The organism is Methylosinus sp. KRF6, assembly GCF_018887255.1.
GTDB classification, from domain to species: domain Bacteria; phylum Pseudomonadota; class Alphaproteobacteria; order Rhizobiales; family Beijerinckiaceae; genus Methylosinus; species Methylosinus sporium.
Window position 1 is genome coordinate 673,417 of the sequence record NZ_JAHLJF010000001.1, and the last position, 26,428, is coordinate 699,844.

Annotated in this window: 24 protein-coding genes; 9 read left to right on the forward strand and 15 right to left on the reverse strand. The window is 66.4% G+C overall.

Annotation, left to right across the window (positions count from 1 at the left end):
• Positions 1–49: 49 nt before the first annotated feature.
• Positions 50–1,276, forward strand: coding sequence for a zinc metallochaperone GTPase ZigA (zigA, locus tag KP010_RS03200; protein ID WP_142863791.1), 1,227 nt, complete (start codon positions 50–52; stop codon positions 1,274–1,276).
• Positions 1,266–1,874 (forward strand): DUF1826 domain-containing protein, encoded by a 609-nt coding sequence (locus KP010_RS03205; protein ID WP_142863792.1) that lies wholly within the window; start codon positions 1,266–1,268, stop codon positions 1,872–1,874. Before zigA ends, KP010_RS03205 begins: the two co-directional genes overlap by 11 nt.
• 9 nt (positions 1,875–1,883) lie before the next feature.
• Here the strand turns inward: KP010_RS03205 and KP010_RS03210 are convergent, their stop codons facing one another.
• Entirely contained in the window at positions 1,884–2,891 is a 1,008-nt protein-coding gene (locus KP010_RS03210) for a lipopolysaccharide assembly protein LapB (RefSeq protein WP_142863793.1), read from the reverse strand.
• Positions 2,892–3,155: 264 nt separating this feature from the next.
• Between KP010_RS03210 and rnd the strand changes: the two genes are divergently transcribed.
• Both rnd and KP010_RS03220 read left to right on the forward strand, forming a co-directional pair.
• Positions 3,156–4,328: a ribonuclease D gene (gene rnd / locus KP010_RS03215; RefSeq protein ID WP_142863794.1), complete on the forward strand. Its 1,173-nt coding sequence runs from the start codon at positions 3,156–3,158 to the stop codon at positions 4,326–4,328.
• Between the two features lie 398 nt (positions 4,329–4,726).
• A complete protein-coding gene (locus KP010_RS03220) occupies positions 4,727–5,131 on the forward strand; it encodes a hypothetical protein (protein WP_108918165.1) in 405 nt (134 codons plus the stop codon).
• A gap of 17 nt (positions 5,132–5,148) precedes the next feature.
• On the opposite strand, the gene KP010_RS03225 is transcribed toward KP010_RS03220, so the two are convergent.
• The 14 genes from KP010_RS03225 to KP010_RS03290 form a co-directional block, all read right to left on the reverse strand.
• On the reverse strand, positions 5,149–6,594 hold the full coding sequence (locus KP010_RS03225; protein ID WP_246659937.1) for a Ppx/GppA family phosphatase: 1,446 nt from the start codon (positions 6,592–6,594) through the stop codon (positions 5,149–5,151).
• A 76-nt stretch (positions 6,595–6,670) separates the two neighbouring features.
• The gene (locus KP010_RS03230; protein ID WP_142863796.1) at positions 6,671–8,914 is read right to left on the reverse strand and encodes an RNA degradosome polyphosphate kinase; all 2,244 of its coding nucleotides are present in this window, start codon (positions 8,912–8,914) and stop codon (positions 6,671–6,673) included.
• 61 nt (positions 8,915–8,975) lie between these two features.
• On the reverse strand, positions 8,976–9,671 hold the full coding sequence (locus KP010_RS03235) for a DnaA ATPase domain-containing protein (RefSeq protein WP_142863797.1): 696 nt from the start codon (positions 9,669–9,671) through the stop codon (positions 8,976–8,978).
• A 5-nt stretch (positions 9,672–9,676) separates the two neighbouring features.
• Complete coding sequence (locus KP010_RS03240; RefSeq protein WP_142863798.1) at positions 9,677–10,831, reverse strand: AI-2E family transporter; 1,155 nt, start codon at positions 10,829–10,831, stop codon at positions 9,677–9,679.
• A complete protein-coding gene (locus KP010_RS03245) occupies positions 10,818–11,387 on the reverse strand; it encodes a CDP-alcohol phosphatidyltransferase family protein (RefSeq protein ID WP_142863805.1) in 570 nt (189 codons plus the stop codon). The genes KP010_RS03240 and KP010_RS03245 overlap by 14 nt, the downstream gene beginning before the upstream one ends.
• 218 nt (positions 11,388–11,605) lie before the next feature.
• The gene (locus KP010_RS03250) at positions 11,606–11,887 is read right to left on the reverse strand and encodes a hypothetical protein (RefSeq protein WP_185966553.1); all 282 of its coding nucleotides are present in this window, start codon (positions 11,885–11,887) and stop codon (positions 11,606–11,608) included.
• 164 nt (positions 11,888–12,051) lie between these two features.
• Positions 12,052–13,521: a peptidoglycan DD-metalloendopeptidase family protein gene (locus KP010_RS03255; protein ID WP_142863800.1), complete on the reverse strand. Its 1,470-nt coding sequence runs from the start codon at positions 13,519–13,521 to the stop codon at positions 12,052–12,054.
• Positions 13,522–13,691: 170 nt separating this feature from the next.
• Positions 13,692–14,375, reverse strand: coding sequence for a protein-L-isoaspartate O-methyltransferase (locus KP010_RS03260; protein ID WP_142863801.1), 684 nt, complete (start codon positions 14,373–14,375; stop codon positions 13,692–13,694).
• Positions 14,376–14,382: 7 nt separating this feature from the next.
• Positions 14,383–15,147: a 5'/3'-nucleotidase SurE gene (gene surE / locus KP010_RS03265; protein WP_142863802.1), complete on the reverse strand. Its 765-nt coding sequence runs from the start codon at positions 15,145–15,147 to the stop codon at positions 14,383–14,385.
• A 222-nt stretch (positions 15,148–15,369) separates the two neighbouring features.
• Positions 15,370–16,689 carry a serine--tRNA ligase gene (gene serS / locus KP010_RS03270; RefSeq protein ID WP_142863279.1) on the reverse strand — a complete coding sequence of 440 codons (1,320 nt, stop codon included), beginning with the start codon at positions 16,687–16,689 and terminating at the stop codon, positions 15,370–15,372.
• Positions 16,690–16,892: 203 nt separating this feature from the next.
• Positions 16,893–17,675 carry a twin-arginine translocase subunit TatC gene (gene tatC / locus KP010_RS03275; protein ID WP_142863280.1) on the reverse strand — a complete coding sequence of 261 codons (783 nt, stop codon included), beginning with the start codon at positions 17,673–17,675 and terminating at the stop codon, positions 16,893–16,895.
• The gene (locus KP010_RS03280) at positions 17,672–18,109 is read right to left on the reverse strand and encodes a twin-arginine translocase subunit TatB (protein ID WP_216280416.1); all 438 of its coding nucleotides are present in this window, start codon (positions 18,107–18,109) and stop codon (positions 17,672–17,674) included. The genes tatC and KP010_RS03280 overlap by 4 nt, the downstream gene beginning before the upstream one ends.
• A 46-nt stretch (positions 18,110–18,155) precedes the next feature.
• Positions 18,156–18,404, reverse strand: a complete 249-nt coding sequence (locus tag KP010_RS03285; protein WP_142863282.1) for a twin-arginine translocase TatA/TatE family subunit — start codon at positions 18,402–18,404, stop codon at positions 18,156–18,158.
• A 159-nt stretch (positions 18,405–18,563) separates the two neighbouring features.
• Positions 18,564–19,196: an arylesterase gene (locus KP010_RS03290; protein ID WP_253203527.1), complete on the reverse strand. Its 633-nt coding sequence runs from the start codon at positions 19,194–19,196 to the stop codon at positions 18,564–18,566.
• 180 nt (positions 19,197–19,376) lie between these two features.
• Here KP010_RS03290 and KP010_RS03295 point away from each other — a divergent pair, with 180 nt between their 5' ends.
• The 5 genes from KP010_RS03295 (at position 19,377) to KP010_RS03315 (ending at position 26,356) form a co-directional block, all read left to right on the forward strand.
• A complete protein-coding gene (locus KP010_RS03295; protein WP_108918139.1) occupies positions 19,377–20,066 on the forward strand; it encodes an ABC transporter ATP-binding protein in 690 nt (229 codons plus the stop codon).
• On the forward strand, positions 20,063–22,621 hold the full coding sequence (locus KP010_RS03300) for an ABC transporter permease (RefSeq protein WP_216280418.1): 2,559 nt from the start codon (positions 20,063–20,065) through the stop codon (positions 22,619–22,621). Before KP010_RS03295 ends, KP010_RS03300 begins: the two co-directional genes overlap by 4 nt.
• A gap of 199 nt (positions 22,622–22,820) precedes the next feature.
• Entirely contained in the window at positions 22,821–23,831 is a 1,011-nt protein-coding gene (locus tag KP010_RS03305; RefSeq protein ID WP_216280419.1) for a DUF2232 domain-containing protein, read from the forward strand.
• Between the two features lie 40 nt (positions 23,832–23,871).
• Positions 23,872–24,438: a 50S ribosomal protein L9 gene (gene rplI / locus KP010_RS03310; protein WP_108918135.1), complete on the forward strand. Its 567-nt coding sequence runs from the start codon at positions 23,872–23,874 to the stop codon at positions 24,436–24,438.
• Between the two features lie 460 nt (positions 24,439–24,898).
• The gene (locus tag KP010_RS03315) at positions 24,899–26,356 is read left to right on the forward strand and encodes a replicative DNA helicase (protein WP_142863287.1); all 1,458 of its coding nucleotides are present in this window, start codon (positions 24,899–24,901) and stop codon (positions 26,354–26,356) included.
• Positions 26,357–26,428: the final 72 nt, after the last annotated feature.

Below are 26,428 nucleotides of genomic sequence, written 5' to 3' on the forward strand. Positions count from 1 at the left end.
TCCCGCTCGGCTACGCCTTTACATGTTATAACATAACATATGGCGCGCCATGGCCCAGACCCCCGACCCCCGCCTCCCCGTCACTGTCCTCTCCGGCTTTCTCGGCGCCGGAAAGACGACGCTGCTCAATCATCTGCTCAATAATCGCGAGGGCCGGCGCGTCGCCGTCATCGTGAATGATATGAGCGAGGTGAATATCGACGCCGACCTCATCCGCGACGGCGGCGCGGAGCTGTCGCGCACCGACGAGAAGCTCGTCGAAATGACCAATGGCTGCATCTGCTGCACCTTGCGCGACGATCTGCTCGCGGAGGTGCGGCGCCTCGGCGAGGACGGCCGCTTCGATTATCTGCTGATCGAGAGCACGGGCATCGCCGAGCCGCTGCCGATCGCCAGCACCTTCTCCTTTCGCGACGAGAATGGCGCCAGCCTCTCCGATCTCGCGCGGCTCGACACGATGGTCACCGTCGTCGACGCGGCCAGCCTGCTGCAGGACTATGGCTCGAACGACTTTCTGCGCGACCGTGGCGAAGTCGCCGGCGAGGACGACGACCGCACCCTCGTCGATCTCCTCGTCGAGCAGATCGAATTCGCCGACGTCATCGTCCTCAATAAGGCCTCGGCGGTGTCGGAGGAGCGGCTGGCGTTGGTGCGCAAAGTGGTGATGTCGCTGAACGCCGACGCGCGCATCGTGGAGACCGACTTCGGCGCGGCGCCGATGGACGCCATTCTCGACACCGGCCTCTTCGACGAAGAGAAGGCGCAGCGCCATCCGCTATGGCACAAGGCGCTCTACAGCCCGGAAGAGCATGTGCCGGAGTCGGAGCAATATGGAATAGAAAGCTTCGTCTATCGGGCGCGGCGTCCCTTCCACCCGGAAAAATTCAACGCTTTCATCAATGCGACCTGGCCCGGACTGGTGCGCGCCAAGGGGCATTTCTGGCTCGCCACCCGGCCGAAATGGGTCGGCGAATTCTCGATCGCCGGCGCGATCGCCCGCGTGACCGCAATGGGCTATTGGTGGATCGCGGTGCCGAAGCAGCATTGGCCCGATCATCACGATTGGAAGCGCCATTTCGAGCGCAATTGGGACGAGGTCTGGGGCGATCGCCGGCAGGAGCTCGTCTTCATCGGAATCGGCATCGACGAGGCTGCGATTCGCGCCGCGCTCGACGCCTGCCTCGTCGGGCCGCAAAAGCCGAAGCGCTTCGACGCCTCCGCCTATCGTTCGCTCGTCGATCCCTTCCCCGCTTGGGAGAGCGCCGATGCGATGTGACGAAGCCGCCGCCCCGCCGTCGCGGCGCTCCTTTCGCCAGCTGATGCAGCGTCGCTCGATCTGTCTATTGCCGCGCGAGCTGGAGCCGAGGATCGCCGAGGCGCTCGATAGGATGACGCTCGCGCGGCCTGTGCGATTGCGCGTCGCCGGCGCCGAGGAGACCCTGCCACACGCCATCGCCGAGGCTCTCGCCGACGCTGGCGTCGCGCCGGATTGGCTCGCCGAATGGCTGGTGAACGATGCGATGCGCCTCGCGCGCCTCTATCGCGAGGCGACGCGGGCGGGCGAGTTGCGGGTCCGGATGGAGACGATCGAGGACGACGCCTGCCGGCTGTTCCACGTCGATTTCGTGCGCTTTCGCCTCGTCACCACCTATCGCGGGCCGGGCACGCAATGGATCGCGCCGAGCCCGCAGGCCGATCCGCTCGCGGAGGAGCCAATACGCCGGCTCGAGCGCGGCTGGGTCGCGCTGATGCGGGGCGAAAAGGCGGCGAGCGCCGAGCTCCCCGCTCTGCCGCATCGATCTCCGCCGATCGCCGGGACCGGCGTCGATCGGCTCTTTCTCGCCATAGACGAGGCGCCCTCGAAGTCCTCCTGACGGCGCGCGCTATTGCGCCGGCGCAGCCGCGGCGCGGCCGGCGAGCTGTTTCGTCACCTCGTCGAGCCCTTTCTTCGCCGCGGCGAGATTGGGGTCGAGCGCTAGCGCCTGCTCGAGATCTGGCTTGGCGTGTTCGGGATCGCGCTTGCCGCGATAGGCGTTGGCGCGGTTGAGATAGGCGCGCGCATATTTGGGGTCGAGCCCGACGGCCTTGCTGAAATCGGCGACGGCGCGGTCGAAATCGCCCTTGGCGTGCAAAGTCAGCCCGCGATTATTATAGGCGATGGCGAGCTTTCCGTCCTGCTCGATCGCTCTGTCGTAATCGGCCAGCGCATGGTCGAGATCGCCCTTCGCCTGATAGAGCGCGGCACGATTGAGATAGGCCTGCGCGGATTTGGGCTCGAGCTTTACCGCCGCGTCGAAATCGGCCAGCGCGCGGTCGAGATCGCCCTTGGCGCGCCAAGCGCGGCCGCGATTGCTCAGCGCGGCGGCGGATTTCTTGTCCAGCTCCAGCGCCTTATCGTATTCGACGATGGCCTTGCCGAGATCGCCTCTACTCTGATAGGCGCCGCCACGGCCGAGATAGGCGGCCGGAGATTTCGGCTGTAAGGCGACGAGCCTGTCGTAATCGGCGAGAGCATGGTCGAAATCGCTCTTGGCGCGGTAGGCGGCGGCGCGATCGGCCAGAGCCGCCGCCGAATTGGGATCGATCTCCAGCGCCTTGTCGTAATCGGCGAGCGCGCGCTCATAATCGCCCTTGGCGTGATAGGCGCCGCCGCGATTGACGTGAGCCGCCACGCGGTTCGGCTTTATCTCCTTGTCGCCGCGGGCGATCACCTCGCTACAGCCCTCGATGCGCTTGTCGGGATCGGCGGCGCGGCAGCCGGCCCAAGCGTCGCCCTTGGCCCCGGCGTCGCCCTTGGCGTCCGCCGCGGCGGAAAAGAGGAAAAACGCCGCCGCGAGAGCGAAGCGGGCCGCGCAATGAAACGGTGTCGAGGCGAAAGCGAGAGGCGCCATGTGGCCAGGGGCTCCTATTGTCGAGTATTCCGCTATGATTTCATTTCGACGCTTCGAGGGCAATGGGAAAAAACCGAGCCCGCGCCGGAACCGCAGCGGCGCAAACGGCGGCGCCGACGACTTCGAGACGCGCGGCCGCCGCGATTTTTGGCCTTGCAGTGCGGCTAAGGCGCAGCTCCGATCGCCCCCGAGCCAGAAAAACGGTCGAAAACATGCATTGAGACACTTCTGAACCACAAAAAATTACTCTAAGACTGAATGTCGATGAGCCTCTTGACCTCTACCGAAGATCTCGCCGCCGCCTGCGCCCGTCTCTCCCGTCATCCCTTCGTCACCGTCGATACGGAGTTTTTGAGGGAAACGACTTTCTGGCCCAAGGTCTGCGTCATTCAGCTGGCCTCGCCCGAGGAGGCCTTCGCCGTCGACACTTTATCCGAAGGGCTCGACCTCACGCCCTTTTTCGAGCTGATGGCCAATGAGAGCGTGGTCAAGGTGTTCCACGCGGCCCGCCAGGATCTCGAAATCGTCTGGCGGCTCGCGCGGCTGATTCCCGCGCCCTTGTTCGACACGCAGGTCGCCGCGATGGTCTGCGGTTTCGGCGATCAGGTCTCCTATGTCGAGCTGGTGAAGGCCATCTCCAAAGAGAGCCTCGACAAATCCTCACGTTTCACCGATTGGTCGAAGCGGCCTCTGTCGGCGGCGCAGATCGATTACGCCATCGCCGACGTCACTCATCTGCGGCAGATCTACACGCATTTGCGCGCGCGGCTGGAGCGCTCCAACCGGCTCGACTGGCTCGCCGACGAAATGCGCACCTTGACCACGCCCGAGACCTATGAGCAGAGCCCGGAGAACGCTTGGGAGCGCCTGCGCCATCGCGTGCGCAAGCCGCGCGACCTCGCCGTGCTGATGGAACTCGCCGCTTGGCGCGAGAGCGAGGCGCAGGGCCGTGACGTGCCGCGCTCGCGCGTGCTCAAGGACGATATGCTGATCGAGATCGCCCTCGCCGCCCCGCGCACGCAGGAGGCGCTCGGCAATCTGCGCGCCTTCCCGCGCGGGCTCGAGCGCTCGCGCTCCGGCGCGGATATCGTCGCCGCCGTGGAGAGAGCGCTGGCGCGCGATCCCGCCACATTGCCGCGCATAGAGCGGGAGAAGCGCGGCAGCTCCAGCGGAGCCACGGTCGAGCTGCTCAAGGTTCTGCTGCGGCAGGTCGCCGAAGAGACGGGCGTCGCCACCAAAATGATCGCCACCGTAGAGGACCTCGAGGCCATCGCCGCCGACGATGGGGCGGATGTGCCCGCCCTCTCCGGCTGGCGGCGGGCGATTTTCGGCGAGAAAGCGCTGCAGCTGAAAGCCGGAAGGCTGGCTCTGGCGGTCGAAAAGGGCAAGGTCGTCACGCTCGACTGGCAGGAGCTGGACGAGTCCGCCGGACGCTGAGCCCCTCCACGCGAGATCTGCGAGGCGCGCCTTCAGGCTCGCTCTTTCCGTTCCCTTCAATCCGACTGACGTATGGGTAGGATATAATCCCACCCATTCACCCATTCTATGACCCATCCTCTAGTATGGGTATGGGTAGCGCTATGCCCACCTGATCGGCATAGGCTCCCCCGCTCTATTTTGCGACGCACAACCCGCCTTTCGATCTGAATTCATTGTAGAATCGAATAGTTCTATAGAGACGCCCCTGCGACAAACCGCGCCTTGAAATTCTGCTATTGCGATGCAACATACGCTCATGTTGCGACGCAACGTGAACTCGGGACGGCTTCGGCGCCTCGAGGACGCGCAGGTCGCAGAGGGGCGCTCCCCAGCGCCGTATGAGGAAGGACAAGACCATGATGACTGCAGGCAAACGCATCTTCGCTCTGGCCCTCGCCGCTGTGCTGAGCCTCACGGCGGGCGTGGCCCTGCACGCCGAGCCTTATGGGCCGGTCGCTGCGCCGGTGACGCTGAAGCCGCTCGCTGCGGCCAGCTTCGACGCGGGTCGAAAGCATGTGCTGAGCTATTTTGTCGGCGGCGGCGGCGCCTGCCGGCTGACGGTGATCGTCTTCGACGCGCCCACGCTCGAGGAGGCGACGCCGGCCACCGCGACGACGCGCTTCATCGTGCCGATCTCCAGCGGCTCCTCCGCCAATCTCGACACCGCCGTCGCCAAGACGCTGCGCTTCGCCTGCTCGGACGACGCCGGCGCCCTGACGGTGACGTCGAGCGAGCGTGTCGCGCCGCGCGCCGCCTATTGAAACGAGCGCCGCCTCCGTCAGACGACGGAGGCGGTCGCCTCTATCACCGCCTCGGCTCCGATGAGACGGCCGAGCGCCTTGCAACGGCTGGCCAGCCGCTCGCTCACGAGATCGGCGAATTCCCCCGGCAGAGACAGAATCAACCTCCCGTCGCTCGCGACGAGCGGCGTGAGCGGCAAGACGCCGGGCATGGCCGCGCTCAGCAGATAGCCGACGCGCAGCGCCGCCGAGAGCACGCGGGCGCGCTCCAGCAGGCGCGGCGACATCAGGCCGCGCACCGGCAGAGCGCCCTCGCTGTCGGGGCCTGCATGACGCAGCACCGCCACCAGCGCCAGAAAGGCGCGGCCCGGATGATCGACGGCCACGAAGGCGGAATTGGCGATCACATTCATCGCCTGATTGGCGCGATAGTCCGGATGGGCGCGCCAGCTGACATCCGAGAGAAAACAGGCGGCGTGGCGCAGCCGCGCCTCCTCCTCCGTCTCCTGTAGGCCCGAAGAGGAAAAGAGCGCGTCGGTCCAGGCGATGAGATCATCTCCATAGCCGGGCGCGCGGGCCATGGCGCGCTCGAGCTCGCGCGCGGCGGCGACCAGCGGATCGGCGGCGCGTTCGGCCGGCGTGAGGCGCTCATAGAGCAGCCCCTCGCGCACGCCCGCGGCCGAGATGACGATCTCCTTGGGCCGCGCCTTGCGAATCACCTCGTCGAGCACAATCGCGCCATAGGCGAGCAGTGGACGGCGCGCCGTCGAGACCGCGGCGATGTCGGCCAGCGCCTCGCTGTCGACGCGCTCCAGCAGGCTGGCGAATTCCGCCGCGTCGCTGGTCGGGATGCGGTAGTTATGCATCATATCGAGAGGATAATTGCGCTGGCGCATGTGCAGCCGCGCCAGCGCACGCCATGTGCCGCCGACGGCGTAGAAGGCGCGGCCCTTGAGCCGTTGCAACGGCAGCGCGTCCTCGATCGCCTTACGGGCGATTCGCGCCGCCTGACGGGTGGAGCGGCTGGCGGCGTCCATCAGCGCGAGGCCGCCGAGCGGCAGCGTGACCCCCTCGCCCATTTCGCCGCCATGCAGATCGATGAGCTCGAGCGAGCCGCCGCCGAGATCGCCGACGACGCCGTCGGGCTCGTGAATGGCGGAGATCACGCCGAGCGCCGAAAGCTCGGCCTCGCGGCGGCCCGACAGCAGCGAAATCTCGCGGCCGATCGCCTCGCTCGCCGCAGTGAGAAAGGCGGCGCCATTGACGGCGTCGCGAGCCGCCGCGGTCGCGATCACCTCTATGTCGTCGATCTCCATGATCTCGCAGAGAGCGCGAAAACGCCGCAGCGCCTGCAACGCCTTGCGAATCGCGTCCTCCGGCAGGCGGCCCGTCGTGACGACGCCGCGTCCGAGACCGCACATGGCCTTTTCGTTGAATATCGGCGTCAGCGCCCGGTGCAGCCCGACATAGGCGACGAGGCGCACCGAATTGGAGCCGATGTCGACGATCGCGACAGGCCGCTGCGCTCGCGAGAGCGCCCCGGCCTCGGTCTCGACCGCGTCACTCCTCGCGCGGCTTGAGGAGCGATCGCGGACGCCATTCCTTGAGAGACTTGCCACGGCCAGAGAGACTCGGGTTGGTCATGAAGTATTTATGGGCGTTGAACCGCTCTTCGCCCTCCGGGGGAGTTATGCGTAAGGACGAGCCGTCCGGCAAGACGCGATAGCTCTGTTCGTTGTCGATGAGATTGGCCAGCATGATCTGATCGAGAATCTGCTGATGCACGGTCGGATTGGTGATGGGCATCAGCACCTCGACGCGGCGGTCGAGGTTGCGCGGCATCAGATCGGCCGACGAGATATAGACATGGGCCTTGGCGTGCGGCAGCGCGTGGCCGCCGCCGAAGCAATAGACGCGGGCGTGCTCGAGGAAGCGCCCGACGATCGATTTGACGCGGATATTGTCGGAAAGGCCCGGCACTCCCGGCCGCAGGCAGCATATGCCGCGCACGACGAATTCGATCGACACGCCCGCCTGCGAGGCGTGATAGAGCGCGTCGATGATCTCGGGATCGACGAGGGCGTTGCATTTTCCCCAGATCGCCGCCGGCTTGCCGGCCTTGGCGAAGCCGATCTCCTGCTCGATATGCTCGAGCAGCCTGGTCTTGAGCGAGATGGGCGACACCGCCATGCGCTCGAGCCCGGCGGGCTCCGCATAGCCGGTGATGAAATTGAAGATGCGCGACACGTCGCGGCCGATCGCCGGATCGGCGGTGAAGAGCGAGATGTCGGTATAAATGCGCGCCGTCACCGGATGATAATTGCCGGTGCCGACATGGCAATACGTGACGATGCTTCCGCCCTCGCGGCGCACCACCATCGACAATTTGCCATGCGTCTTCAGCTCGATGAAGCCGAACACGACCTGCGCGCCGGCGCGCTCGAGATCGCGCGCCCAGCGGATATTGGCCTCCTCGTCGAAGCGCGCCTTCAGCTCGACCAGCGCCGTCACCGATTTGCCGGCCTCCGCCGCCTCCACCAGAGCGCGCACGATGGGGCTGTTGGAGGAGGTGCGATAGAGCGTCTGCTTGATCGCGACCACATTGGGATCGCGCGCCGCCTGCTGCAGGAACTGCACGACGACATCGAAGGATTCGTACGGGTGATGGACCGCGAGGTCCTTCTGCTTGATGGCGAGAAAACAATCGCCGCCATTATCACGCACGCGCTCGGGGAAGCGCGGCGTATAGGGCTTGAATTTGAGATCGGGCCGATCGAGCCCGACCACCTCGGAAAGATCGTTCAGCGCTAGCATTCCATCGACCACGAAAGTCTCGTCCTCGCCGACGTCGAGCTCCTCGGCGACCAGCGCGCGCAGCGCCTCCGGCATGTCCGAGGCGACCTCGAGGCGAATGACCGAGCCGCGGCGACGACGCTTGAGCGCCGTCTCGAACAGGCGCACGAGATCCTCCGCCTCCTCCTCCACCTCGAGGTCGCTGTCGCGAATGAGGCGGAAAATCCCCTGCCCCTTGAGCTGATAGCCGGGGAAGAGCTTCTGCGCATTGATGGCGATCAAGGTCTCGAGCAGCATGAAGCGCTCGCGCCCCTGCCCCGTCCCATGTCCCGTTCCTTGCGCGCTCGGCAGGCGCACGAAGCGCTCGATCTTGGGCGGCAGGCGCACCAGAGCGTGAAGCGTCTTGCGGTCGCCCGGACGCACCAGCTCCAGCGCCAGAGTGAAGCCGAGATTGGGGATGAAGGGGAAAGGATGCGCCGGGTCGATGGCGAGCGGCGTCAGCACCGGGAAGACGCGCGAGAGGAAATGGTCGTCGAGCCATTCGCGGTCGCCCTTGGAGAGATGTCCCGGCTCCACGATGACGATGCCGACATCCTCGATCTCGCGGCGCAATTCGCGCCAGCGCCGCGTCTGCGCCGTGGTGAGCAGCGCCACGCGCTCGTTGATCTTCACCAGCTGCTCGGCCGGAGTCAGCCCGTCCTGCGAAAGAGTGGCGACGCCGGTGCGCACCTGACCGCGCAGGCCGGCGACGCGCACCATGAAGAATTCGTCGAGATTATTGGCGGAGATGGAGAGGAAGCGCAGCTGCTCCAGCAGCGGATGATTGCGGTTGGACGCCTCCTCGAGAACGCGGCGGTTGAACTCGAGCCAGGACAATTCGCGATTGATGAAACGCTGCGGCAGAGCGGCGAGCTCTTCGGGATGCTCCAGAAGCTCGCCCGGCTGGTCCATGACGGGAATGTCGGCTCCGGTCCGCTCGGCCTCGAGATTGTCCTGAATATGCTTCGTCATGCTTTTCCCACCTCTCGCCCGCCGGCGCGATTCTGACAGATTTTCCGCCATACGAAAGCCCTCACGCGCCGCGCGAAGCGTCGATGAGCTGGAGAAGCTCGCCCGCGAGCGCGCGCGTGACCGGACGGCCGCGCGAGAGCGCTTCCTCGTCGAGCATCCGCACGAAGGCGCGCGCCGCATCCAGCGAACGCTCGAGCCGAAGCGCGACATAATCGACCAGCGTCGCCTCGACCGCCAATTGGCGGTCGCGAAACAGCTTTTCCAGCACGGCGCGAATCAGCGAATCGTCCGGCGCGCCGATTTCTACGACCGGCGCACGACGTAAACGCGACAATAGGTCGGGAAGCGCGATTTTCAGCGCGGACGGCGGCCGGCGCGACGAGATCAGCAGCGACCCGCCGCTTTCACGAATGAAATTCATCAAATGAAACAAAGCTGTCTCATCCGTCACCGCCTCCAGCCCGTCGAGCAGCGCGCAGGCGCCGCAAAGCGCGCCGGGCTCGGGAATATCGGTCGGGGAGACGAGAAGAGCGTCATGTCGGCGCGCGAAGATCGCCCCGAGATGGGTCTTGCCGGAACCCGGCGGGCCGACGAGCAGCAGCGCGCTGTCCGGCCAGTCCGGCCAGCGGGAGATCATCTCGTGAGCCGCGCGATTGGCGGGCGAGATCAAAAAATCCGCGTCGCCATGGCGCGGCGCGCCCACCAGATCGAAAAAGAGCTGGGCGGGGCCGCGGCGAGCGTCGCCTGCGCCGGGCATCGGGGTCAGCTCTCCCGCGGCGGCGCGGCGGGGCCGAGAAACAGCGCGCTCTGCCGATAGCGCCGCGTCGCGAAACGCAAGATGACGCCGAGCGCCGCCGCCACCGGCGCCGCGAGCAGCAGGCCGGTGAAGCCGAACAGCGATCCCGCCGCCAGCAGAGCGAACATCAGCCACACCGGATGCACGCCGATGGAGCCGCCGACGAGCCGCGGCGACAGAACATTGCCGTCGAGAAAAAGGCCGGTGGAGACGACCGCCACCGCCATGGCCGGCAGCCGCCAGTCCGGCCAGCCCTGAACCGTGGCGACGATGATGGAGAGGACGAAGGCGGTGATCGAGCCGACATAGGGCACGAAGCTGAGCACGCCGGCGCCGACGCCGATGAGAAAGCCGAAATTCAGGCCGATGAGCGACAGGCCGATGCTGTACCAGAGGCCCAGGAACAGGCAGACCAGCGCCTGCCCGCGCAGAAAGCCGGCGAGCGCTTTGTCGATGTCGCGCGCGATGGCGCGCACGTCCTCGCGATAGCGCGGCGGCGTCAGCGAATCGAGCGTCGCGACCATATCGTCCCAGTCGAGCAGAATGTAGAAGGCGACGACCGGCGTGATCACCACGAGCGACGCCATATTGACCAGCGCCGCCCCGCCGGAGACCAGCGATTTCAAAAAGGCGGCGCCCATGCGCGCCGCCTCGCTGGCGATGTCGTTCACATATTTCTGCGTGTCGAGCGAGGCGTCGGAGACCGGCAGACCGAGCTTCTCATAGACGCTGCGCATGAAGTCGCCGGTCGCCTCGCGGCTGACGCGCGCGAGCAGCCCCTGCAGAGTGGTGAGATAGCCGGGCAGACTCTCGACGAATTCGGTCAATTGCCGCGTGAGCACCGGCGCGACCAGCAGCACGATCGCCGCCGTCAGCACGACGAACACCGTCAAAATTGCGAAAGAGGCGCCGAGGCGCGAGAGGCCGAGCGTCTGCAGCCGATCGGCGACCGGATCGAGCAGATAGCCGAGCGCGAGCCCCGCCAGGAAAGGCGCGAGAACCGAGCTCAGGAAATAAAACAGCGTGAAAACGAGGAGAATCGCCGCCGCCCACAAGGCCAGCGGCCGCTCGAGCCCGAGCCCGACGGGAACACGCGTCGCCTCCACCTCACGTTCCGACATCGTCCGGCCCCATGAGCTTGATCCAGCGCCAGAGATAGACGCTGGCCGAAGCGACGGTCAATGCCGCCACCACGGCGAAGACGAGGCTCGTCGCCTCCCCGAGCGGAAAAGCGAAGGCCTCGCCGGCGAGCACGATCGCGGCGAGCAAGAGCTGCGCCGCCGTGGTGGCTTTCGAGACCGGCAAGGGACGAAGGTCCATCGGGCGGGCCAGCAGCCAGGCGACGAACACGGCGCCGACGATCAGAACGTCGCGCGAGATCACCAGAAGCGCGAGCCAGGGCGGCAGCGCGCCTTTTATCGCCAGCGTCGCATAAATGGAGACGATGAGCGCCTTGTCGGCGATGGGATCGAGCACGGCGCCGAGGTCCGTGCGCAGATCGAAGGTCTTGGCCAGCCAGCCGTCGAGCGCGTCCGACGCTCCGGCGAGCACGAAAATCGCGAAAGCGGCGCGCCAATGCTCGCCGACGATCATGTCGATCGCCGCCGGCGTCAGCACGAGCCGCCCAATGGTGATGAAATTCGGCAGCCATTGCAGATAGAGGGAGCGCATGAGCATCATATTTGGCGCGCCACGGGCTCGGCGCTAGAGCGCCCCGATCCGATCGAGCGGCGCTCTGCCGGCGCAAGCTCGGCGCGCGAGCCTTCCGGCTCGCTTCTCGAGACATGTCGAACCGTCCGACGCAGACCGCCGGCCCGTCCGAAACGGCGGCGATGATAAGTCGGCGGCGCCGAGCCAGCTATACGTGATGCTACGCGGAATGGCTCGCGCGAGACCTACTTCGACATGCAGGCCTTGATCTCGCTCGAGGTCTTCATCGCCTCGAAAGTGTCGGCGCAGAATTTCTCGAGGCTCGGGCGCAGCTGCGGATTGGAGGCGTTGGCGCGCAGGCTCATCGCGCCTTCGAGCAGCTCTTTCTGCGCGGCGTGAATATTGGCGCGCGGCAGCTCGACGGAACATTCCTCATAGCGCTTCAGCAGCGTGTCGCAGATCGGAATGCCCGTCGTATCGACGGCGAAGGCCAGCGTGGCGAAAAAGAGAGCCGCTGCGAGAGACATAGGACGTTTCACTGCCGATTTTTCCCTTATCGCCCGACCCGGACGTCCCTATAGAGGCTCCGGCGCGAAAAGAAAACGGGCGACGGGCGCTTACGCGGCCCGTCGCCCCACTCCGGCGCAAGTGTCTCGCGAACGCCCGAGATTCCTCAGCTCACAGCCTGCGCTCACAGTCCGGCGAGATAGCCGGTCGGATCGACCGGCGTCGCCCCTTTGCGCAGCTCGAAATGCAGCTGCGGCGAGCCGACATTGCCGGACTGGCCGGACTTGGCGATCGTCTGGCCGCGCTTGACCTGATCGCCGCGCTTCACATCGAGCTCCCCATTATGGGCATAGGCGGAGACGAAGCCATTGGGATGCCGGATCAGCACCAGATTGCCATAGCCTTTCAGCTCGCTGCCGGCATAGGCGACGACGCCGCCCTCGGCCGCTTTCACCTGCGTGCCCTCGGGCACGGCGATATTGATGCCGTCATTGCCGCCCGTGGCGAAGCCCTGGATGATGCGGCCGCGCGCCGGCCAGCGGAATTCGGGACGCGCATCGGCCGAGGCCGACGCCGATTTCTCTTCGGCCGGCTGGGCCGGCGACGGGATCGAGGCGGTCGGAGTCTTGTCGATGCTGCGCAGAGCCTGCGGCTGCGGGGCCGGCGCGGCTTCGGCGTATCTCTGCGGCTTTTCCGCCTGCGGCGCGCGGGCGATCTCGCGCTCCTTGACGGGCGTCGGCTCGGGCTTCTTCTTGGCGATCTTTTCGGCGCGGACCTCCGGCTTTGCGGGCTCGGCCCGAGCGAGCTTCGCCTTGACGGGCTCCTGCTCCTTCGTCCGCTGCGCGAGCTGCGCACGGGCAGGATGCGTCTCCGCGGGCTTTTGCGCCGCTTTGGCGGGCTGCGCCGGCGCCTGGGCGATCTGCCGCGGCGCGGGCTTCGCCTCGACCGGCTTGGCGACGACGGCCTGCTTGACGACCGCCGGCTTGAGAACGGCCGATTTGGGCTCGACGGGCGCGGGCTTCGCCTCGATCTGCGCCTGCTTGACGGGGGCCGGACGCGGCCGCTCGGTCGAGACCGGCTTCGACGGCGCGGCCGCCTTGCGGTCGCGCACATCCGCCGCCCGCTGCGCCACCTGCGCGGGCGCGGCATAGACGGGAGCGGCGCGCGCCGGCGCCGGAACGGCGACTGGCGCCGCAGCCGCGGAGGCGCGATAGATCGGGATCACCAGCCGCGAGCCGGGATGCACCTCGGCCGGCTTGCCATAGCCGTTGACGCGCAGTAGCGCATCCAGAGGCACGCCATAGCGCGTCGCGACGACGCCGGCCGATTCGCCCTCGGCGACGATGACGGGCGTGCCGCCTTCGGCGCTCCAATGATTATAGGCGCCCGCCGCCCTGGCGGGAGCAGGAGCGGCGACTTGGACAGGAGCGGGCGCAGGAGCCGCGGCGACGGGCGCCGGCGCGCGGATCGCCGCCGGCGGCGGGGCGAGCGGCTGCCGCTCCACGACGCTGCGGCGCACGGGATTGGTCCCCGTCGGAACGCGATCGACGCGGCCCATGGGCGCGGAATCCTGGAACGGATTGGTGAAGGGATCGGTGAAGCGGGAAGCGTCCGAACAACCGGCGAGCAGGCCGGCGGCGCCGGCTGCGAACATGAGCCGCTTTGCGACTCGCGACAGAAAAATACGACGCTCAATTGCCATGACGCGACCTACACTCGAACGCGAACCTCACTGCGCTCATCTAGCCACAGGCCGGTTAAGGGAGCGTTTAAGATGAATGCGGGTTCAGCCGCGCCTCGCCGATTTTAGGTAAATGCGCGCGCTCACAGAGCCTTTGCGCGTCCTGCGAGCGAAGCGCCGAGCCGGCTCGGACCAAGATCGCTATCGGTCCAGATCGCATCGCCGGCGCGATGCGAGAGACAGAGCCGAGCCAATGGCCGCTCGCCCTCGTCCGCCGGCGCCTGAATGCGGCCGAACAAAGCCGTTCCACCCGGCGTCAGCGCCGCCAGGACAGAGTGCGGCGGCTCGTGAAAGGACATGTGCAGAATGATGCGATCGAAATATCCGCGCGTCTCATTCGCCGCGAGACCGTCGCCGAACAGAACCTCGACATTAGCGCGGCCGACCTCGGCGAGACGCTTACGCGCCTCTATCGCCAAAGTCTCGTAACGCTCGATCGTCACCACCTCGCGCGCGAGCCGCGACAGCACCGCCGCGCCGAAGCCGGAGCCCGTCCCCACTTCCAGCACGCGATGATGCGGCTCTATGCGCAGCGCCTCGAGCCGGCGCGCGAGCTCGGCGGCGGCCGGCATGGTCTGTCCGCAGCCGATCGGCAGCGACATGTCGCGGGCGGAGAGATCGCGGAAGCGATACGGGGCGAAGAGCGCGCGCGGAGTGGTCTCGAAGGCGCGCATGATGGCGAGGTCGCGCACGCCGGCGCGCCGCAATTGCAGGAGAAGCGCCGCGCGAGCCTCGATCGACTGTCCTTCGCCGGCGCTCTCCTCCATTTTTCCCCTATTCGAAAGCGGCGGAGAGCCGCGTCAAGGTCGGATGGTCGGTGAAGTCGAGGCGCAGAGGCGTCACCGAAATCTTATTCGCCTCCACCGCCTCGAGGTCGGTGCCCGGCCCCGGCGTGAAATTGCCGCGCCGAAAGCATATCCAATAATAGGGAATGCCGCGACCGTCCTTGCGATCGTCTATATGCATCAGATCATTGGAGCGCTGGCCCTGCATGGTGACGGCGACGCCCTTCACCTCTTCCGGCGCGCAATTGGGAAAATTGACATTCATCAGCACGCCGCGCGGAATCCCGGCCGCGACCAGCTTGCGGATGACGTCGGCCGCATGAGCCTCCGCGCAGGCCCAGTGAATATGCCGGCGTCCGGCGAAGAAATCATAGACCTGCGAGAGCGCGATGGAGGGAATGCCGAGTAGCGTGCCCTCTATGGCTCCGGCGATCGTGCCGGAATAGCTGACGTCCTCGGCGAGATTCTGCCCCGAATTGACGCCGGAGAGAATGAGATCCGGCGGTCTGTCGGCGAGCAGCTTGCGCACCCCCATGATGACGCAATCGGTCGGCGTGCCTTTGACGGCGAAATGCCGCGAGGAGATTTCGCGCAGCCGAAGCGGATCATTGATAGAGAGCGAATGCGCGACGCCCGATTGCTCGCTCTCCGGCGCGACGACGAAGACATCGTCGGTGAGGCTGCGCGCGACGCGCTCGGCCAGCGCGAGGCCGGCGCCGTGGATTCCGTCGTCATTGGTGATAAGGATGCGCATCGTCACTCGTTCTCGAAGGACTATAGCTGCAATCGTCGGGCGCGATTCCTTCTCCCACTCGTGGGAGAAGGTGGCCCCGCGAAGCGGGGTCGGATGAGGGCCGTCGTGTCTTCAGAGAATCGAAGCACACGAAGCCATGCGCAAAGCGGAAGGACCCTCATCCGACCCTCGCTGACGCGAGGGCCACCTTCTCCCGCGCGCGGGAGAAGGGTCACGCCCCAGCTACCTCGCCGCGGCGATTCGCTCCAGCCCGCCCATATAGGGGCGCAGGACCGTCGGCACTGTGACGGAGCCGTCCGCCTCCTGATAATTCTCCAGAACCGCGACCAGCGCACGGCCCACGGCGACGCCCGAGCCATTGAGCGTGTGCACGAAGCGCGTCGCCTTGCCCTCCGCGGGACGGAAGCGGGCGTTCATGCGCCGCGCCTGGAAATCGCCGCAGACCGAGCAGGAGGAAATCTCGCGATATTTCCCCTGCCCCGGCAGCCACACCTCGAGGTCATAGGTCTTCTGCGAGGCGAAGCCCATGTCGCCGGTGCAGAGCGTCACCTTGCGATAGGGCAGCTCGAGCAATTGCAGCACTTTCTCCGCGCAGCCGGTCATGCGCTCATGCTCCTCGAGCGACTGCTCGGGCGTGGTGATGGAGACGAGCTCGACCTTGTAGAACTGATGCTGGCGGATCATGCCCCGCGTGTCGCGCCCCGCCGCGCCCGCCTCGGCGCGGAAGCAATAAGTGCCGGCGGTGAAACGCAGCGGCAGCTGCGATTCGTCGAGGATGGATTCGCGAACGAGATTGGTGAGCGGGACTTCGGCCGTCGGCACGAGCCAATATTCGCTCGCCGGCTCGTCTGATTGTCCGTCGCCGCGACCCGCCGTCACGGAAAACTGATCGTCGCGAAACTTCGGCAGTTGCGCCGTGCCGAACATCGCGTCGTCGCGCACCAGCAGCGGCGGCGCCACTTCCGTATAGCCATGCTCACCCGTATGCAGATCGAGCATGAATTGCGCGAGCGCGCGCTCGAGCCGCGCGATTCCGCCCTTGTTCACGACGAAGCGCGCGCCGGACAGCTTGGCGGCGCTCTCGAAATCCATGAGCTTCAGGCCTTCGCCAATGTCGAAATGCTCTTTCGGCGTAAAGTCGAATTTGCGCGGCTCGCCCCAGAGCAGAACCTCGACATTGTCGTGCTCGTCCTTGCCTTCCGGCACTTGGTCGAGCGGCGTGTTGGGAATCTCCGACAGGGCTTTGTCCAGCGCGGCGCTCGCCTCGCGCTCTTTCTGCTCGAGCTGCGGAAAGTCCTCCTTCAGCTTGGCGACTTCCGCCTTCAGCGCCTCGGCGCGGGCGGCATCCTTCTCGCGCATGGCGACGCCGATTTCCTTGGAGGCCGCGTTGCGTCGCTCCTGCGCCGCCTGCAAAGCCGCGATCGCCGTACGGCGTGCGTCGTCGAGCGCGAAGAGGCTTTCCGACAGAGGCGCGAGGTTGCGGCGGCGGCGGCCATTGTCGAAAGCTTCCGCATTATCGCGAATAAATTTGATGTCGTGCATGAGAATCGATCCGCCGACTGGTGCGTGCCCTCATCCGACCCTCGCTGACGCGAGGGCCACCTTCTCCCACGAGTGGGAGAAGGATTCGCTCACCACGTCGTGTACGCGAAACGCCGGTCGCTTCCTTCTCCCGCCTGCGGGAGAAGGTGGCCCCGCGAAGCGGGGTCGGATGAGGGTCCTTGTCCCTCGAGCGGAACGAAGGGTCAACCCGCGGCTTGCTGTTCCTCGGCCGCCGCCCGCTTCTTCTCGATCCAGCGCACGGAAATGATCGACGCCTCGTAGAGCAGCAGGCCCGGTATGGCGAGCGCCAGCTGGCTGAACACGTCGGGCGGCGTCAGCACAGCCGCCACGATGAAGACGAGGACGATCGCGTAACGGCGCTTCTCGGACAAAAATTTCGACGAGACGATGCCGATCTGCCCGAGCAGCGTCAGCGCCACCGGCAGCTGGAACACGACGCCGAAGGCGAGCACCAAGGTCATGATGAGCGACAGATATTCCGACACGCGCGGCAACAGCTCGATCTGCGCCTTTCCCGGCTCATTGGCCTGCTGCATGGAAATGAAGAAATGCAGCAGATTGGGCATGACGAGGAAATAGACGACGATCGCGCCCAGCGCGAAAAACACCGGCGTCGCGACGAGATAGGGACGAAACGCCTGCCGCTCGTGGCGATAGAGGCCGGGCGCGACGAAGGCGTAGAGCTGTCCGATGACGATCGGGCAGGAAATGAAGGCCGCGGCGAACATCGCCACTTTGATCTGCGTGAAGAAATATTCCTGCGGCGCCGTGTAGATGAGCTTGGCCTCCGGCCCCGCCGCCATCGTGTAGGGCACGACCAGGAGATTATAGATATCCTTGGCGAAGAAGAAGGAGAGGATGAAGGCGCCCAGAAACGCCAGCAGCGCGCGAATAAGCCGCTCGCGCAGCTCCATCAAATGCTCGATCAGCGGCGCCTTGGTCGCGTCAATGTCGGCGTCGCTCATTTCGGCAGGCTCTCGGGCGGCGAAATCTCGCTCGCGGGCGCCGGTTCGCTCGGCTGCGGCGTCTCGTGCGCAGGCTGCGCTTCGAGCGCCGGCGCCGGTTCGGCGGATTTGGCTTCATCGTCGGATGCAGGGGCCGGCGGGCCTTCGATCGCGCCGACGATCTGCTCGCGCGCCTGCTTGAGCGGATCGAAGGCGACGTCGCCGACGCCGGCGAAGGCCGAATCGACTTCGCTCTTCAAATTCTTATGGAGATCGGCAATCTCCGCCTCACGCATCGCGTCCATGAATTGGCCTTGGAACTCAGCCGCCATGCGCCGCATACGGCCGGTCACTTGGCCGATCTGGCGCAATACGCGCGGCAGATCCTTGGTCGGAATCGCGACGAGCGCGACGATGCCGATGACGATCAGCTTTCCGGGATCGAGATCGAACATGGTCTTCTCGAGAGCCTGCCGGCGGCAGGCGTGAAAAAGGGTGACGTCAGGCCTTTTTCGCTTCGGCCGGCTTGTCGGCGTGAAGCGTGGACGGGCTCGTGAGCGGCGAATGCTCCAGCGATTTCGTCGGCTCCTCGGCCTTCGCCTCGGTCTCGTCCTCGGCGAGGCCCTTCTTGAAGGCCTTTATGCCTTTGGCGACGTCGCCCATCACATCGGAGATTTTGAAACGCCCGCCGAACAGGATGAAGGCCACGCCGCCGACGATAATCCAGTGCCAGATCGACAGACCGCCCATGGCGCGAACCTCCCACTCGTCTTTCGTGGACCGGCGAGGCCGGCCGAAACTCCCCGGAACCTAGGACGCCGGACGCGCAAAAACAAGTTGGATGAACGAATTCTCCGACGCTTCCGGTAGGATTTCGGCGTCGGTGAGCTTCGGGCGCGCTCCCTCGAGTCAGGGCGAGGGACGGATGGCGACGCCGTCCCGGGCGTCGCGCCGCTTCGATTGCAGCGAATCGAGGCTCTTTTCCACCAGCGGGGCGACTCCGGCGACGATTTTGGCGACGCCCACCCGGCTCGGATGAAGCCCGTCGACGAGCGTCGTCCCGGTCTCGCCTACGACGCCCGCGAGGAAAAACGGATAGAGCGGCAGTCCGCGCCGCGCCGAAAGATCGGGGAAAATGGCGTCGAACGCCTTTTGCCGCTCCTCGCCGAAATTGGCGCTGGCCAGCATTCCGGCGAGCACCACGTCGAGCCCTTTCGCCTGCGCCTGCGTGACGATCTTCTCGAGATTGTCGCGCGTCGTCGCCGGATCGAAGCCGAGCAGCATGTCATTGGCGCCGAGCTCCAAAATCAGCAGATCGCCGCCGTCGCGCAGCGCATAGGAGAGGCGCGCGAGCCCGCCACGGGTGGTGTCGCCCGAGACGCTGGCGTTGATGACGCGGACGTCATAGCCGTCCTTTTTCAGCCGCGCCTCGAGCTGCGCGGGAAAAGCGGCGTCGGCCGGCAATTGGAAGCCGGCGCTGAGGCTGTCGCCGAATGCGATGACGCGCAAGGGCTCGGCCGCCGCCGGGCGCGCGAAGGCCATTAAAAGCGCCAAAAGCATGGCGACGCACAGGAGCGCCGCCGGTCCCCGCGGCCGAAAGCGCGGCCGGAGACTGGAAACCAGGGGCGCCTTCGCATATGTCGGGGCGGTCGTCTGGGCCGGAACGCGAGAGGCGGACCGGCGGGCGGCGCAGCGGCATACCATTTGTAGGACCTCCCCAAAGTGCAGCGGCCGGTCATTCAGCTCGAGGACGTCGATCTCACCCTCGGATCGGGCGCGGCGCGCGTCCATGTGCTCAAGAACATAAGCCTCACGGTCGCCCGCGGCGAGGCCGTCGGCCTCGTCGGACCATCGGGTTCCGGGAAATCCACATTGCTGATGACGCTCGCCGGCCTCGAGCGGCCCGATTCCGGCAAGGTGCTCGTCGACGGCAGCGATCTCGCCCGCCTCGACGAAAACGCGCTGGCGCGGTTCCGCGGAGGGAAGATAGGCGTCGTCTTCCAGTCTTTCCAGCTCATCGCCACGATGACGGCGCTGGAGAATGTCGCCGTTCCGCTGGAGCTCGCCGGCCGCGCCGACGCTTTTGCGCGCGCGAGCCAGGAGCTGGAAGCCGTCGGCCTCGCCCATCGCCTCTCGCATTATCCGGCGCAAATGTCCGGCGGCGAGCAGCAGCGCGTCGCCCTCGCCCGCGCGCTCGCACCCGATCCGGTCATTCTGGTCGCCGACGAGCCGACCGGCAATCTCGATTCGGAGACCGGCGCGTCCATCGTCGATCTCATCTTCGCGCAAAAGGCGCGGCGCTCCGCGACCCTGGTGCTGGTGACGCACGATCCCTCGCTCGCCGCCCGCTGCGACCGCGCCATTAGGCTGCGCTCCGGCCGCATAGAGGGCGAGGAGGCGAAAGCGTCATGAGGCGCGGCCTCGCCTCGCGCCTGCCGCTGGCGCTGCGTTTCGCTCTGCGCGATCTGGCCGGCGATCTGCCCGGTTTTTCGGTCTTCATCGCGTGCATCGTCATCGGCGTCGCCGCCATTTCCGGCGTCGGCGCGGTGTCGCAATCGCTCTCGGAAGGCCTCGCCCGCGAGGGCCGCACGATTTTGGGCGGCGATGTCTCCGTCGCCACCACGATGCGGCGGCTGTCGCCGCAGGAGCGCGAATTTTTCGAGCGCAATGGCCGCGTCTGCGAAATCGCGCTGATGCGCGCCATGGCCCGTTCGACGAGCGGCGAAGCGTCGCTGGTCGAGATAAAAGCCGTCGACTCCGCCTACCCCAACGCCGGCGCGGTCGAGCTGACGCCCGCGCAGCCGCTCGCCGAGGCGCTCGGCCAGCGCGACGGAGTCTACGGCCTCGTCGCCGATTCGACGCTGATCGCCCGGCTCGATCTCGCGGTCGGCGATCGGGTGAAGATCGGCGGCGGCTCCTTCCGTTTGACAGCCGAACTGACGAGCGAGCCCGACAAGCTCGCCGGCGGTTTCGGCTTCGGCGCCCGCGTCGTGATGAGCGAGAAGGCGCTGAAAGCGACCGGGCTCTTGCAGCCGGGCGCGGTCGTGCGCTGGCTGACCCGGATATCGCTGCGCGGAAGCGGCGCGGTCGCGAGCGACGCCGAGGTCGAGCGTTTCGCGACGGCGCTGACCGCGGCCTTTCCGCAGGCCGGCTGGGATTTGCGCAAGCGCGACGCCGTCTCCCCGCAATTCTCGCGCAATCAGGAGCGCTTCACACAGCTTCTGACCTTGGTCGCGCTGACGGCGCTGGTCGCGGGCGGCGCGGGCGTCGCCAACGCCGTTTCCGGATTCGTCGCCCGCAAGCGCGACGCTTTCGCGATTTTGAAGGCGCTCGGCGCGCCGGCTTCGCGCGTCTTCGCCATGGCGCTGGTCGAGGTGCTGCTGGTCGCCGGCCTCGCCGTCATCGGCGGCCTCGCGCTCGGCGCGACCTTCCCCTATCTCGCCGATTTCGCCCTTTCCGCCTCCGTGCCTCTGCCCTTTTCCCCTTCTGTCGACATGCGCTCGCTCGCGGTCGGCGCGGCCTATGGGCTGCTGGTGGCTTTGATCTTCGCGCTGCCGCCATTGGGCCGCGCCTATGGGACGCCAGTCGCCCGCCTCCTGCGCGACGAGGCGGAGGAGAAGGCCCCTCCCCGCATCTTTATGCTCGCGGCGCTCGCCGCCGCCGCGCTTCTGGTCGCTCTCGTCCTGGGTTCGGCCGCCGACAAGAGGCTGGCCGGCGCCTATATCGTCGCCACGGCGGCGGCCTTCGCTCTGCTGCGCGGCGTCGCCGCGCTGGTCGTGCGTATAGCGCAGCGCGTCTCCAATGTTCCCAATGCGCGGCTGCGCCATGCGATCGGCAATATTCGCCGGCCGAGGAGCCTCGCGGCGACTCTCATCGTCTCGATCGGCGTCACTGAGACTCTTCTGGTGGCGCTGGCGCTGATCGAGGGCTCGATCCACGCCGAATTGCACCAGGTCCGCAAGAACGACACGCCGAGCTTTTATTTCGTCGATGTCGCCAAGGAGCAGGCCGGCGAATTCGCCTCCTTCCTCTCCGCCTTTGCGACGGACGCCAAGGTCGAGCATGTGCCGATGATGCGCGGCCGCATCGTCGCGGTGAAAGGCGTCCGCGCCGAGAATTTGAAGCCGCCGGACGATATCGCCTGGGCGCTCGACGGCGACCGTGGCCTGACCTTCTCGGCGACGCCGCCGAAGGGCTCCGAAATCGCCGCCGGCCAATGGTGGGCGGCGGGGCATGACGGGCCTCCCCTCGTCTCGCTGGAGACGCGCGTCGCCGAAGGTCTCGGCCTCGTCGTCGGCGACGAGATCGTCGTCAATGTGCTCGGCCGCGACGTCGCCGCCCGCATCGCCAATCTGCGCCGCCTCGACTGGCGCAGCTATGGCATCAATTTCATGATGGTGTTCTCGCCGGACGCTTTCGCCGACGCGCCCTTCTCGGAGATTTTCACCGTCGCTTTCGCCGATCGCGACGATCCCGCTCGCGACAAGCGGCTGATCCGCGAGGTCGCCGCGCGCTTTCCGCAGATCGCCGCGCTGCGCGTGAAGGATGCGCTCGAAGCGGTGCAGAAGATCGCCGATCAGCTCACCTTCGCCGCGCGGGCGGCCGCCGGCCTCGCCATCGTCACGGCGGCGCTGGCGCTCGGCAGCGCCGTGGCGGCGAGCCAGCGCGGGCGCCAGCGCGACGCCATTATATTGAAGACGCTCGGCGCGACGCGCGTCTGGCTGACGAGCGCTTTCGCAATGGAGTTCGCGCTGCTCGGCCTCGTCGCCGGACTCTTCTCTGTGATCACGGGCGCCGGCGCGGCGGGCTTCATATTGGAAGCGCTGATGAAAATGGACTTCGTCTTTCGCCCCTGGCCGGTGGCGCTGACCGCGCTCGGCGGGCTCGCCTTCGCCATCGGCCTCGGCCTCGCGGGGAGCTGGCGCGTGCTCGGAGAAAAGCCCGGCCCGGCGCTGCGCCGTCAATAAAGCGCTTTCTCGTCTTATAGAATCTCGCGCCGAGGCGGCGAAAACGCCAAAATGGCGATGTTTTCGTCGCTTGGAAGCGGCTTTTTCGCGCGCCGACCCTTGCCGGGAGAGATCGCTCGCCTTAAAAGGCGGGCTTCGCCGGCGTTCAGGGGGCTGGACGCGAGATGATCGCGCTCGCCCTCGAACAAGCGTAGAGCCCATGCCCCAACTTCTGCCCGAACGCAAGAAACTGCCCGTTCCCGACAATGGCGATTTTTCGCTGTCGCAGATCTTCGCCTCCATCGGCGGAGGCCTCGCCGGCGCGGCCGTGTTCGCGGTCATCACCAAGGGCACTTCGGCGGCGGTTCTCTTCGCTTTTCTCGCGCCGCTGCCGATTTTGATCGTCGCGCTCGGCTTCGGCCTGCGCCATGGCGCGACCTCGGCCCTCATCGCGACCGGCCTTTTGTCGATCTGGCCGAGCCCGGTCTTCGGCGTCGTCTACGCTGTCCTGGTCGCCCTTCCGGCGCTCGCCGCCGCCTATGTCGCGTCCGGAGCGGTCTGGCGCGGGCGCGAATTGGCGAGCGCTCACGCGCCGGCCTGGGCAGTCCTCGCCGCCGGCGGCGTGGTCGCGGCCGCAGTATCGATAGCGGTCGCCATAGCCGCGATTCGCTCGGGCGGCCTCGACGAGGCGCTCAATCCGCTACAGGCGCGCGCCTTTATCGCGATCGAGGACCTCATCCGCACGCAGGAACTCGGTGACAAGTTCGATCCGAGCCAGCTTTCGGCGCTCGTCGTCTTCGCCTTTCCCGCGACTCTCGCCGCACTCACCCTGCTGAGCCATGTGCTCAATCTCTGGGGCGCCGGCCTGCTCGCCCGCGCCTCGGAAGCGTCGACGCGTCCCTGGCCCGACATTGCGCGGGAATTCGTGCTGCCGCGCACGGTCGCCGGGCTGTTTCTCATCGCCAGCGCCGTGGCCTTCGCCGGCAATCTTCCCGGCGCGATCGGCCTCGTCTTCGCCGAGACGCTCGGCCTCGCTCTGGCGTTGCAGGGCCTCGCCGTGATTCACGCTCTGCTGCGCGGCACGCGCGTCGGCGGCGTCACGCTCACCATCGTCTATATCGTCATCGGCCTGTTCGCCTGGCCGATCGTCCTGTTCACTGTGATCGGCGTCGCCGATGCGGTGTTTTCGTTCCGCAGCCGCAAGCAGGCGGCGCAGGCGCGGCGCGGCTGAGCGCCGCGACACAATTCGAGAGACACGAGGAGAAGAACCCATGGTCGATGTCATTCTGCTGCAGCGCGTGGCCAAGCTCGGCCAGATGGGCGACACCGTTCGCGTGCGCGACGGCTATGCGCGCAACTTCCTGCTGCCGCGCGGCAAGGCGCTGCGCGCCACCGAAGGCAACAAGAAGCATTTCGAGACGCAGCGCGCCCATATCGAGGCCCACAATCTCACCGCCCGCAAGGAGGCCGAGGCCGTCGCCGAGAAGCTCGAGGGACAGGCCTTCGTCATCATCCGTCAGGCCGGCGAGAGCGGCCATCTCTATGGCTCGGTCGCGCCCCGCGACATTGCCGAGGCGGCGACCGCGGGCGGCTTCTCGCTGAACCGCAGCCAGATCGATCTCCAGCATCCGATCAAGGCGCTCGGCCTGCATAATGTGCCAGTGCATCTGCATCCCGAGATCGAGGTGAAGATCATCGTCAATGTCGCCCGCTCCGCCGAAGAGGCCGAGCGTCAGGCGCGCGGCGAGGCGGCCGCCGCCCGCGAGGAGACGACGCTCGACGATCTCGGCCTCGAGGTCGGCGCCGCTCTGGCCGAGGCCGGCGACGTCGAGCTCTGATCACCCGCGAAGCGATTCGTTTTTTTTACAAAAAGCCGGAGACCCCTGGGTCTCCGGCTTTTTTCATGCGCCGCCGATTCGCCGTGGCGAAATTGTCACACTCAAAGGATTTCACGCAGATAGACCGCAAGCTGTGCTGTGGTATGTGGAAATGACTCACAAGATCGCCGCGTGGGCATTTGCCGATCTTTGTGTCGATCTTCGGCATTGGCGCCGCTCTCACCTTCGGGCAATGTCGCCACCGTTCTCGAGTGCCTGTCGCTACGCGTTCACGAGCATCGAAGACATCCATCAGAGGCAATCAGGCGAAAGGCCGGGCTGGACGTCCCCATGATTGGGGGAGCGACCGCATCCCGGCCGCCTATGGCGCTCGGCTCCCTCGCGAGGGAGCCGAGCGCCCGCCTTTGGCGATGTTCTCGGCTCCGTGACGACCCCGCTCCGTCCCGCTTCCGAGAGAGAGATGCTCGACCAGCCCGCCTATCGAACGCCGCCGCATAATATCGAAGCCGAGCAGGCGCTGCTCGGCGCCATATTGGTCAATAATGACGCCTTCGATCGCGTCTCCGATTTTCTGCGCTCCGAGCATTTTTCCGAGGAGCTGCACAGGCGCATTTTCGAGGTCGCGTCGCAGATCATTCGCGCCGGCCGCGTCGCCACTGTGGTGACGCTGAAGACGCATCTCGGCGATGTCGAGCTGCCCGGCGGCGTGACCATGCAGGCCTATCTCGCGCGATTGGCGCGCGAGGCGACGACGATCATCAACGCCGAGGATTACGGCCGCACAATTCATGATCTCGCGGTGCGACGGGAGTTGATCGTCATCGGCGAGGATATCGTCAACTCCGCCTATGACGCAGCCGTCGATCAGGCGCCGCGCCAGCAGATAGAGGAGGCCGAGCGCAAGCTCTATGCGGTGGCCGAGACCGGCCGCTATGACGGCGGGTTTCAGCGTTTCGCCGACGCGCTCTCCACCGCCATGGATATGGCGAGCAGCGCCTATCAGCGCGACGGGCATCTCTCCGGCGTCGCGACCGGGCTCGTCGATCTCGACGAGAAAATGGGCGGGCTGCAGAAGTCCGATCTCATCATCGTCGCCGGCCGTCCCGGCATGGGCAAGACGGCGCTGGCCACCAATATCGCCTTCAACATCGCCAAGGCCTATGTCCCAGAGCAGCAGCCGGACGGCTCGATCAAGGCTGCGAATGGCGGAATCGTCGGCTTCTTCTCGCTGGAAATGTCAGCCGAGCAATTGGCGACGCGCGTCATCGCCGAGCAGTCCGGCGTGCCCTCCTACAAAATCCGCCGCGGCGACATAAACGAGGACGATTTCCGCCGCATCGCCGAGGCGGCGCGCGAGATGCAGAGCGTGCCCTTCTTCATCGATCAGAGCGGCGGCATTTCCATCGCCCAGCTCACCGCGCGGGCGCGGCGCTTGAAGCGCCAGCGCGGGCTCGACCTGCTCGTCGTCGACTATCTTCAGCTGCTCTCGGGTTCCAAATCGCGCGGCGACAATCGCGTGCAGGAGCTGACCGAGATCACCACGGGCCTCAAGGCGCTGGCCAAGGAGCTGGCGGTGCCGATCATCGCGCTCTCACAGCTCTCGCGTCAGGTCGAGAGCCGCGACGACAAGCGCCCGCAGCTCTCCGACCTTCGCGAATCCGGCTCGATCGAGCAGGACGCCGACGTGGTGATGTTCGTCTATCGCGAGGAATATTATCTGCGCAATCGCGAGCCGCGCGAGGGCACGGAAGAGCATATCGCCTGGCAGAACGAGATGGAGCGCGTGCATGGGCGCGCCGAGGCGATCCTCGGCAAGCAGCGTCACGGCCCCACGGGAACGGTGACGCTCTCCTTCGAAGCCGAAGTGACGCGCTTCTCCAATCTCGCCGAGGAGGACAAGCTGCCGGCGCGCATGTGAGGCGCCGGCGGTTTCAAGGTAAGCGCACACCCGGCGCCGTTCACTCGGTGGGCTTGAAATTCCAGGGCATGA

Excerpts from the sequence above, each read along its gene's own strand:
- zigA (WP_142863791.1), top strand. The coding sequence starts at position 50 with ATGGCCCAGACCCCCGACCCCCGCCTCCCCGTCACTGTCCTCTCCGGC.
- KP010_RS03205 (WP_142863792.1), top strand. The coding sequence starts at position 1,266 with ATGCGATGTGACGAAGCCGCCGCCCCGCCGTCGCGGCGCTCCTTTCGC.
- KP010_RS03210 (WP_142863793.1), bottom strand. The coding sequence starts at position 2,891 with ATGGCGCCTCTCGCTTTCGCCTCGACACCGTTTCATTGCGCGGCCCGC.
- rnd (WP_142863794.1), top strand. The coding sequence starts at position 3,156 with ATGAGCCTCTTGACCTCTACCGAAGATCTCGCCGCCGCCTGCGCCCGT.
- KP010_RS03220 (WP_108918165.1), top strand. The coding sequence starts at position 4,727 with ATGATGACTGCAGGCAAACGCATCTTCGCTCTGGCCCTCGCCGCTGTG.
- KP010_RS03230 (WP_142863796.1), bottom strand. The coding sequence starts at position 8,914 with ATGACGAAGCATATTCAGGACAATCTCGAGGCCGAGCGGACCGGAGCC.
- KP010_RS03235 (WP_142863797.1), bottom strand. The coding sequence starts at position 9,671 with ATGCCCGGCGCAGGCGACGCTCGCCGCGGCCCCGCCCAGCTCTTTTTC.
- KP010_RS03240 (WP_142863798.1), bottom strand. The coding sequence starts at position 10,831 with ATGTCGGAACGTGAGGTGGAGGCGACGCGTGTTCCCGTCGGGCTCGGG.
- KP010_RS03245 (WP_142863805.1), bottom strand. The coding sequence starts at position 11,387 with ATGCTCATGCGCTCCCTCTATCTGCAATGGCTGCCGAATTTCATCACC.
- KP010_RS03250 (WP_185966553.1), bottom strand. The coding sequence starts at position 11,887 with ATGTCTCTCGCAGCGGCTCTCTTTTTCGCCACGCTGGCCTTCGCCGTC.
- KP010_RS03255 (WP_142863800.1), bottom strand. The coding sequence starts at position 13,521 with ATGTTCGCAGCCGGCGCCGCCGGCCTGCTCGCCGGTTGTTCGGACGCT.
- KP010_RS03260 (WP_142863801.1), bottom strand. The coding sequence starts at position 14,375 with ATGGAGGAGAGCGCCGGCGAAGGACAGTCGATCGAGGCTCGCGCGGCG.
- surE (WP_142863802.1), bottom strand. The coding sequence starts at position 15,147 with ATGCGCATCCTTATCACCAATGACGACGGAATCCACGGCGCCGGCCTC.
- serS (WP_142863279.1), bottom strand. The coding sequence starts at position 16,689 with ATGCACGACATCAAATTTATTCGCGATAATGCGGAAGCTTTCGACAAT.
- tatC (WP_142863280.1), bottom strand. The coding sequence starts at position 17,675 with ATGAGCGACGCCGACATTGACGCGACCAAGGCGCCGCTGATCGAGCAT.
- KP010_RS03280 (WP_216280416.1), bottom strand. The coding sequence starts at position 18,109 with ATGTTCGATCTCGATCCCGGAAAGCTGATCGTCATCGGCATCGTCGCG.
- KP010_RS03285 (WP_142863282.1), bottom strand. The coding sequence starts at position 18,404 with ATGGGCGGTCTGTCGATCTGGCACTGGATTATCGTCGGCGGCGTGGCC.
- KP010_RS03290 (WP_253203527.1), bottom strand. The coding sequence starts at position 19,196 with ATGGCCTTCGCGCGCCCGGCGGCGGCCGAGCCCTTGCGCGTCATCGCA.
- KP010_RS03300 (WP_216280418.1), top strand. The coding sequence starts at position 20,063 with ATGAGGCGCGGCCTCGCCTCGCGCCTGCCGCTGGCGCTGCGTTTCGCT.
- KP010_RS03305 (WP_216280419.1), top strand. The coding sequence starts at position 22,821 with ATGCCCCAACTTCTGCCCGAACGCAAGAAACTGCCCGTTCCCGACAAT.
- rplI (WP_108918135.1), top strand. The coding sequence starts at position 23,872 with ATGGTCGATGTCATTCTGCTGCAGCGCGTGGCCAAGCTCGGCCAGATG.
- KP010_RS03315 (WP_142863287.1), top strand. The coding sequence starts at position 24,899 with ATGCTCGACCAGCCCGCCTATCGAACGCCGCCGCATAATATCGAAGCC.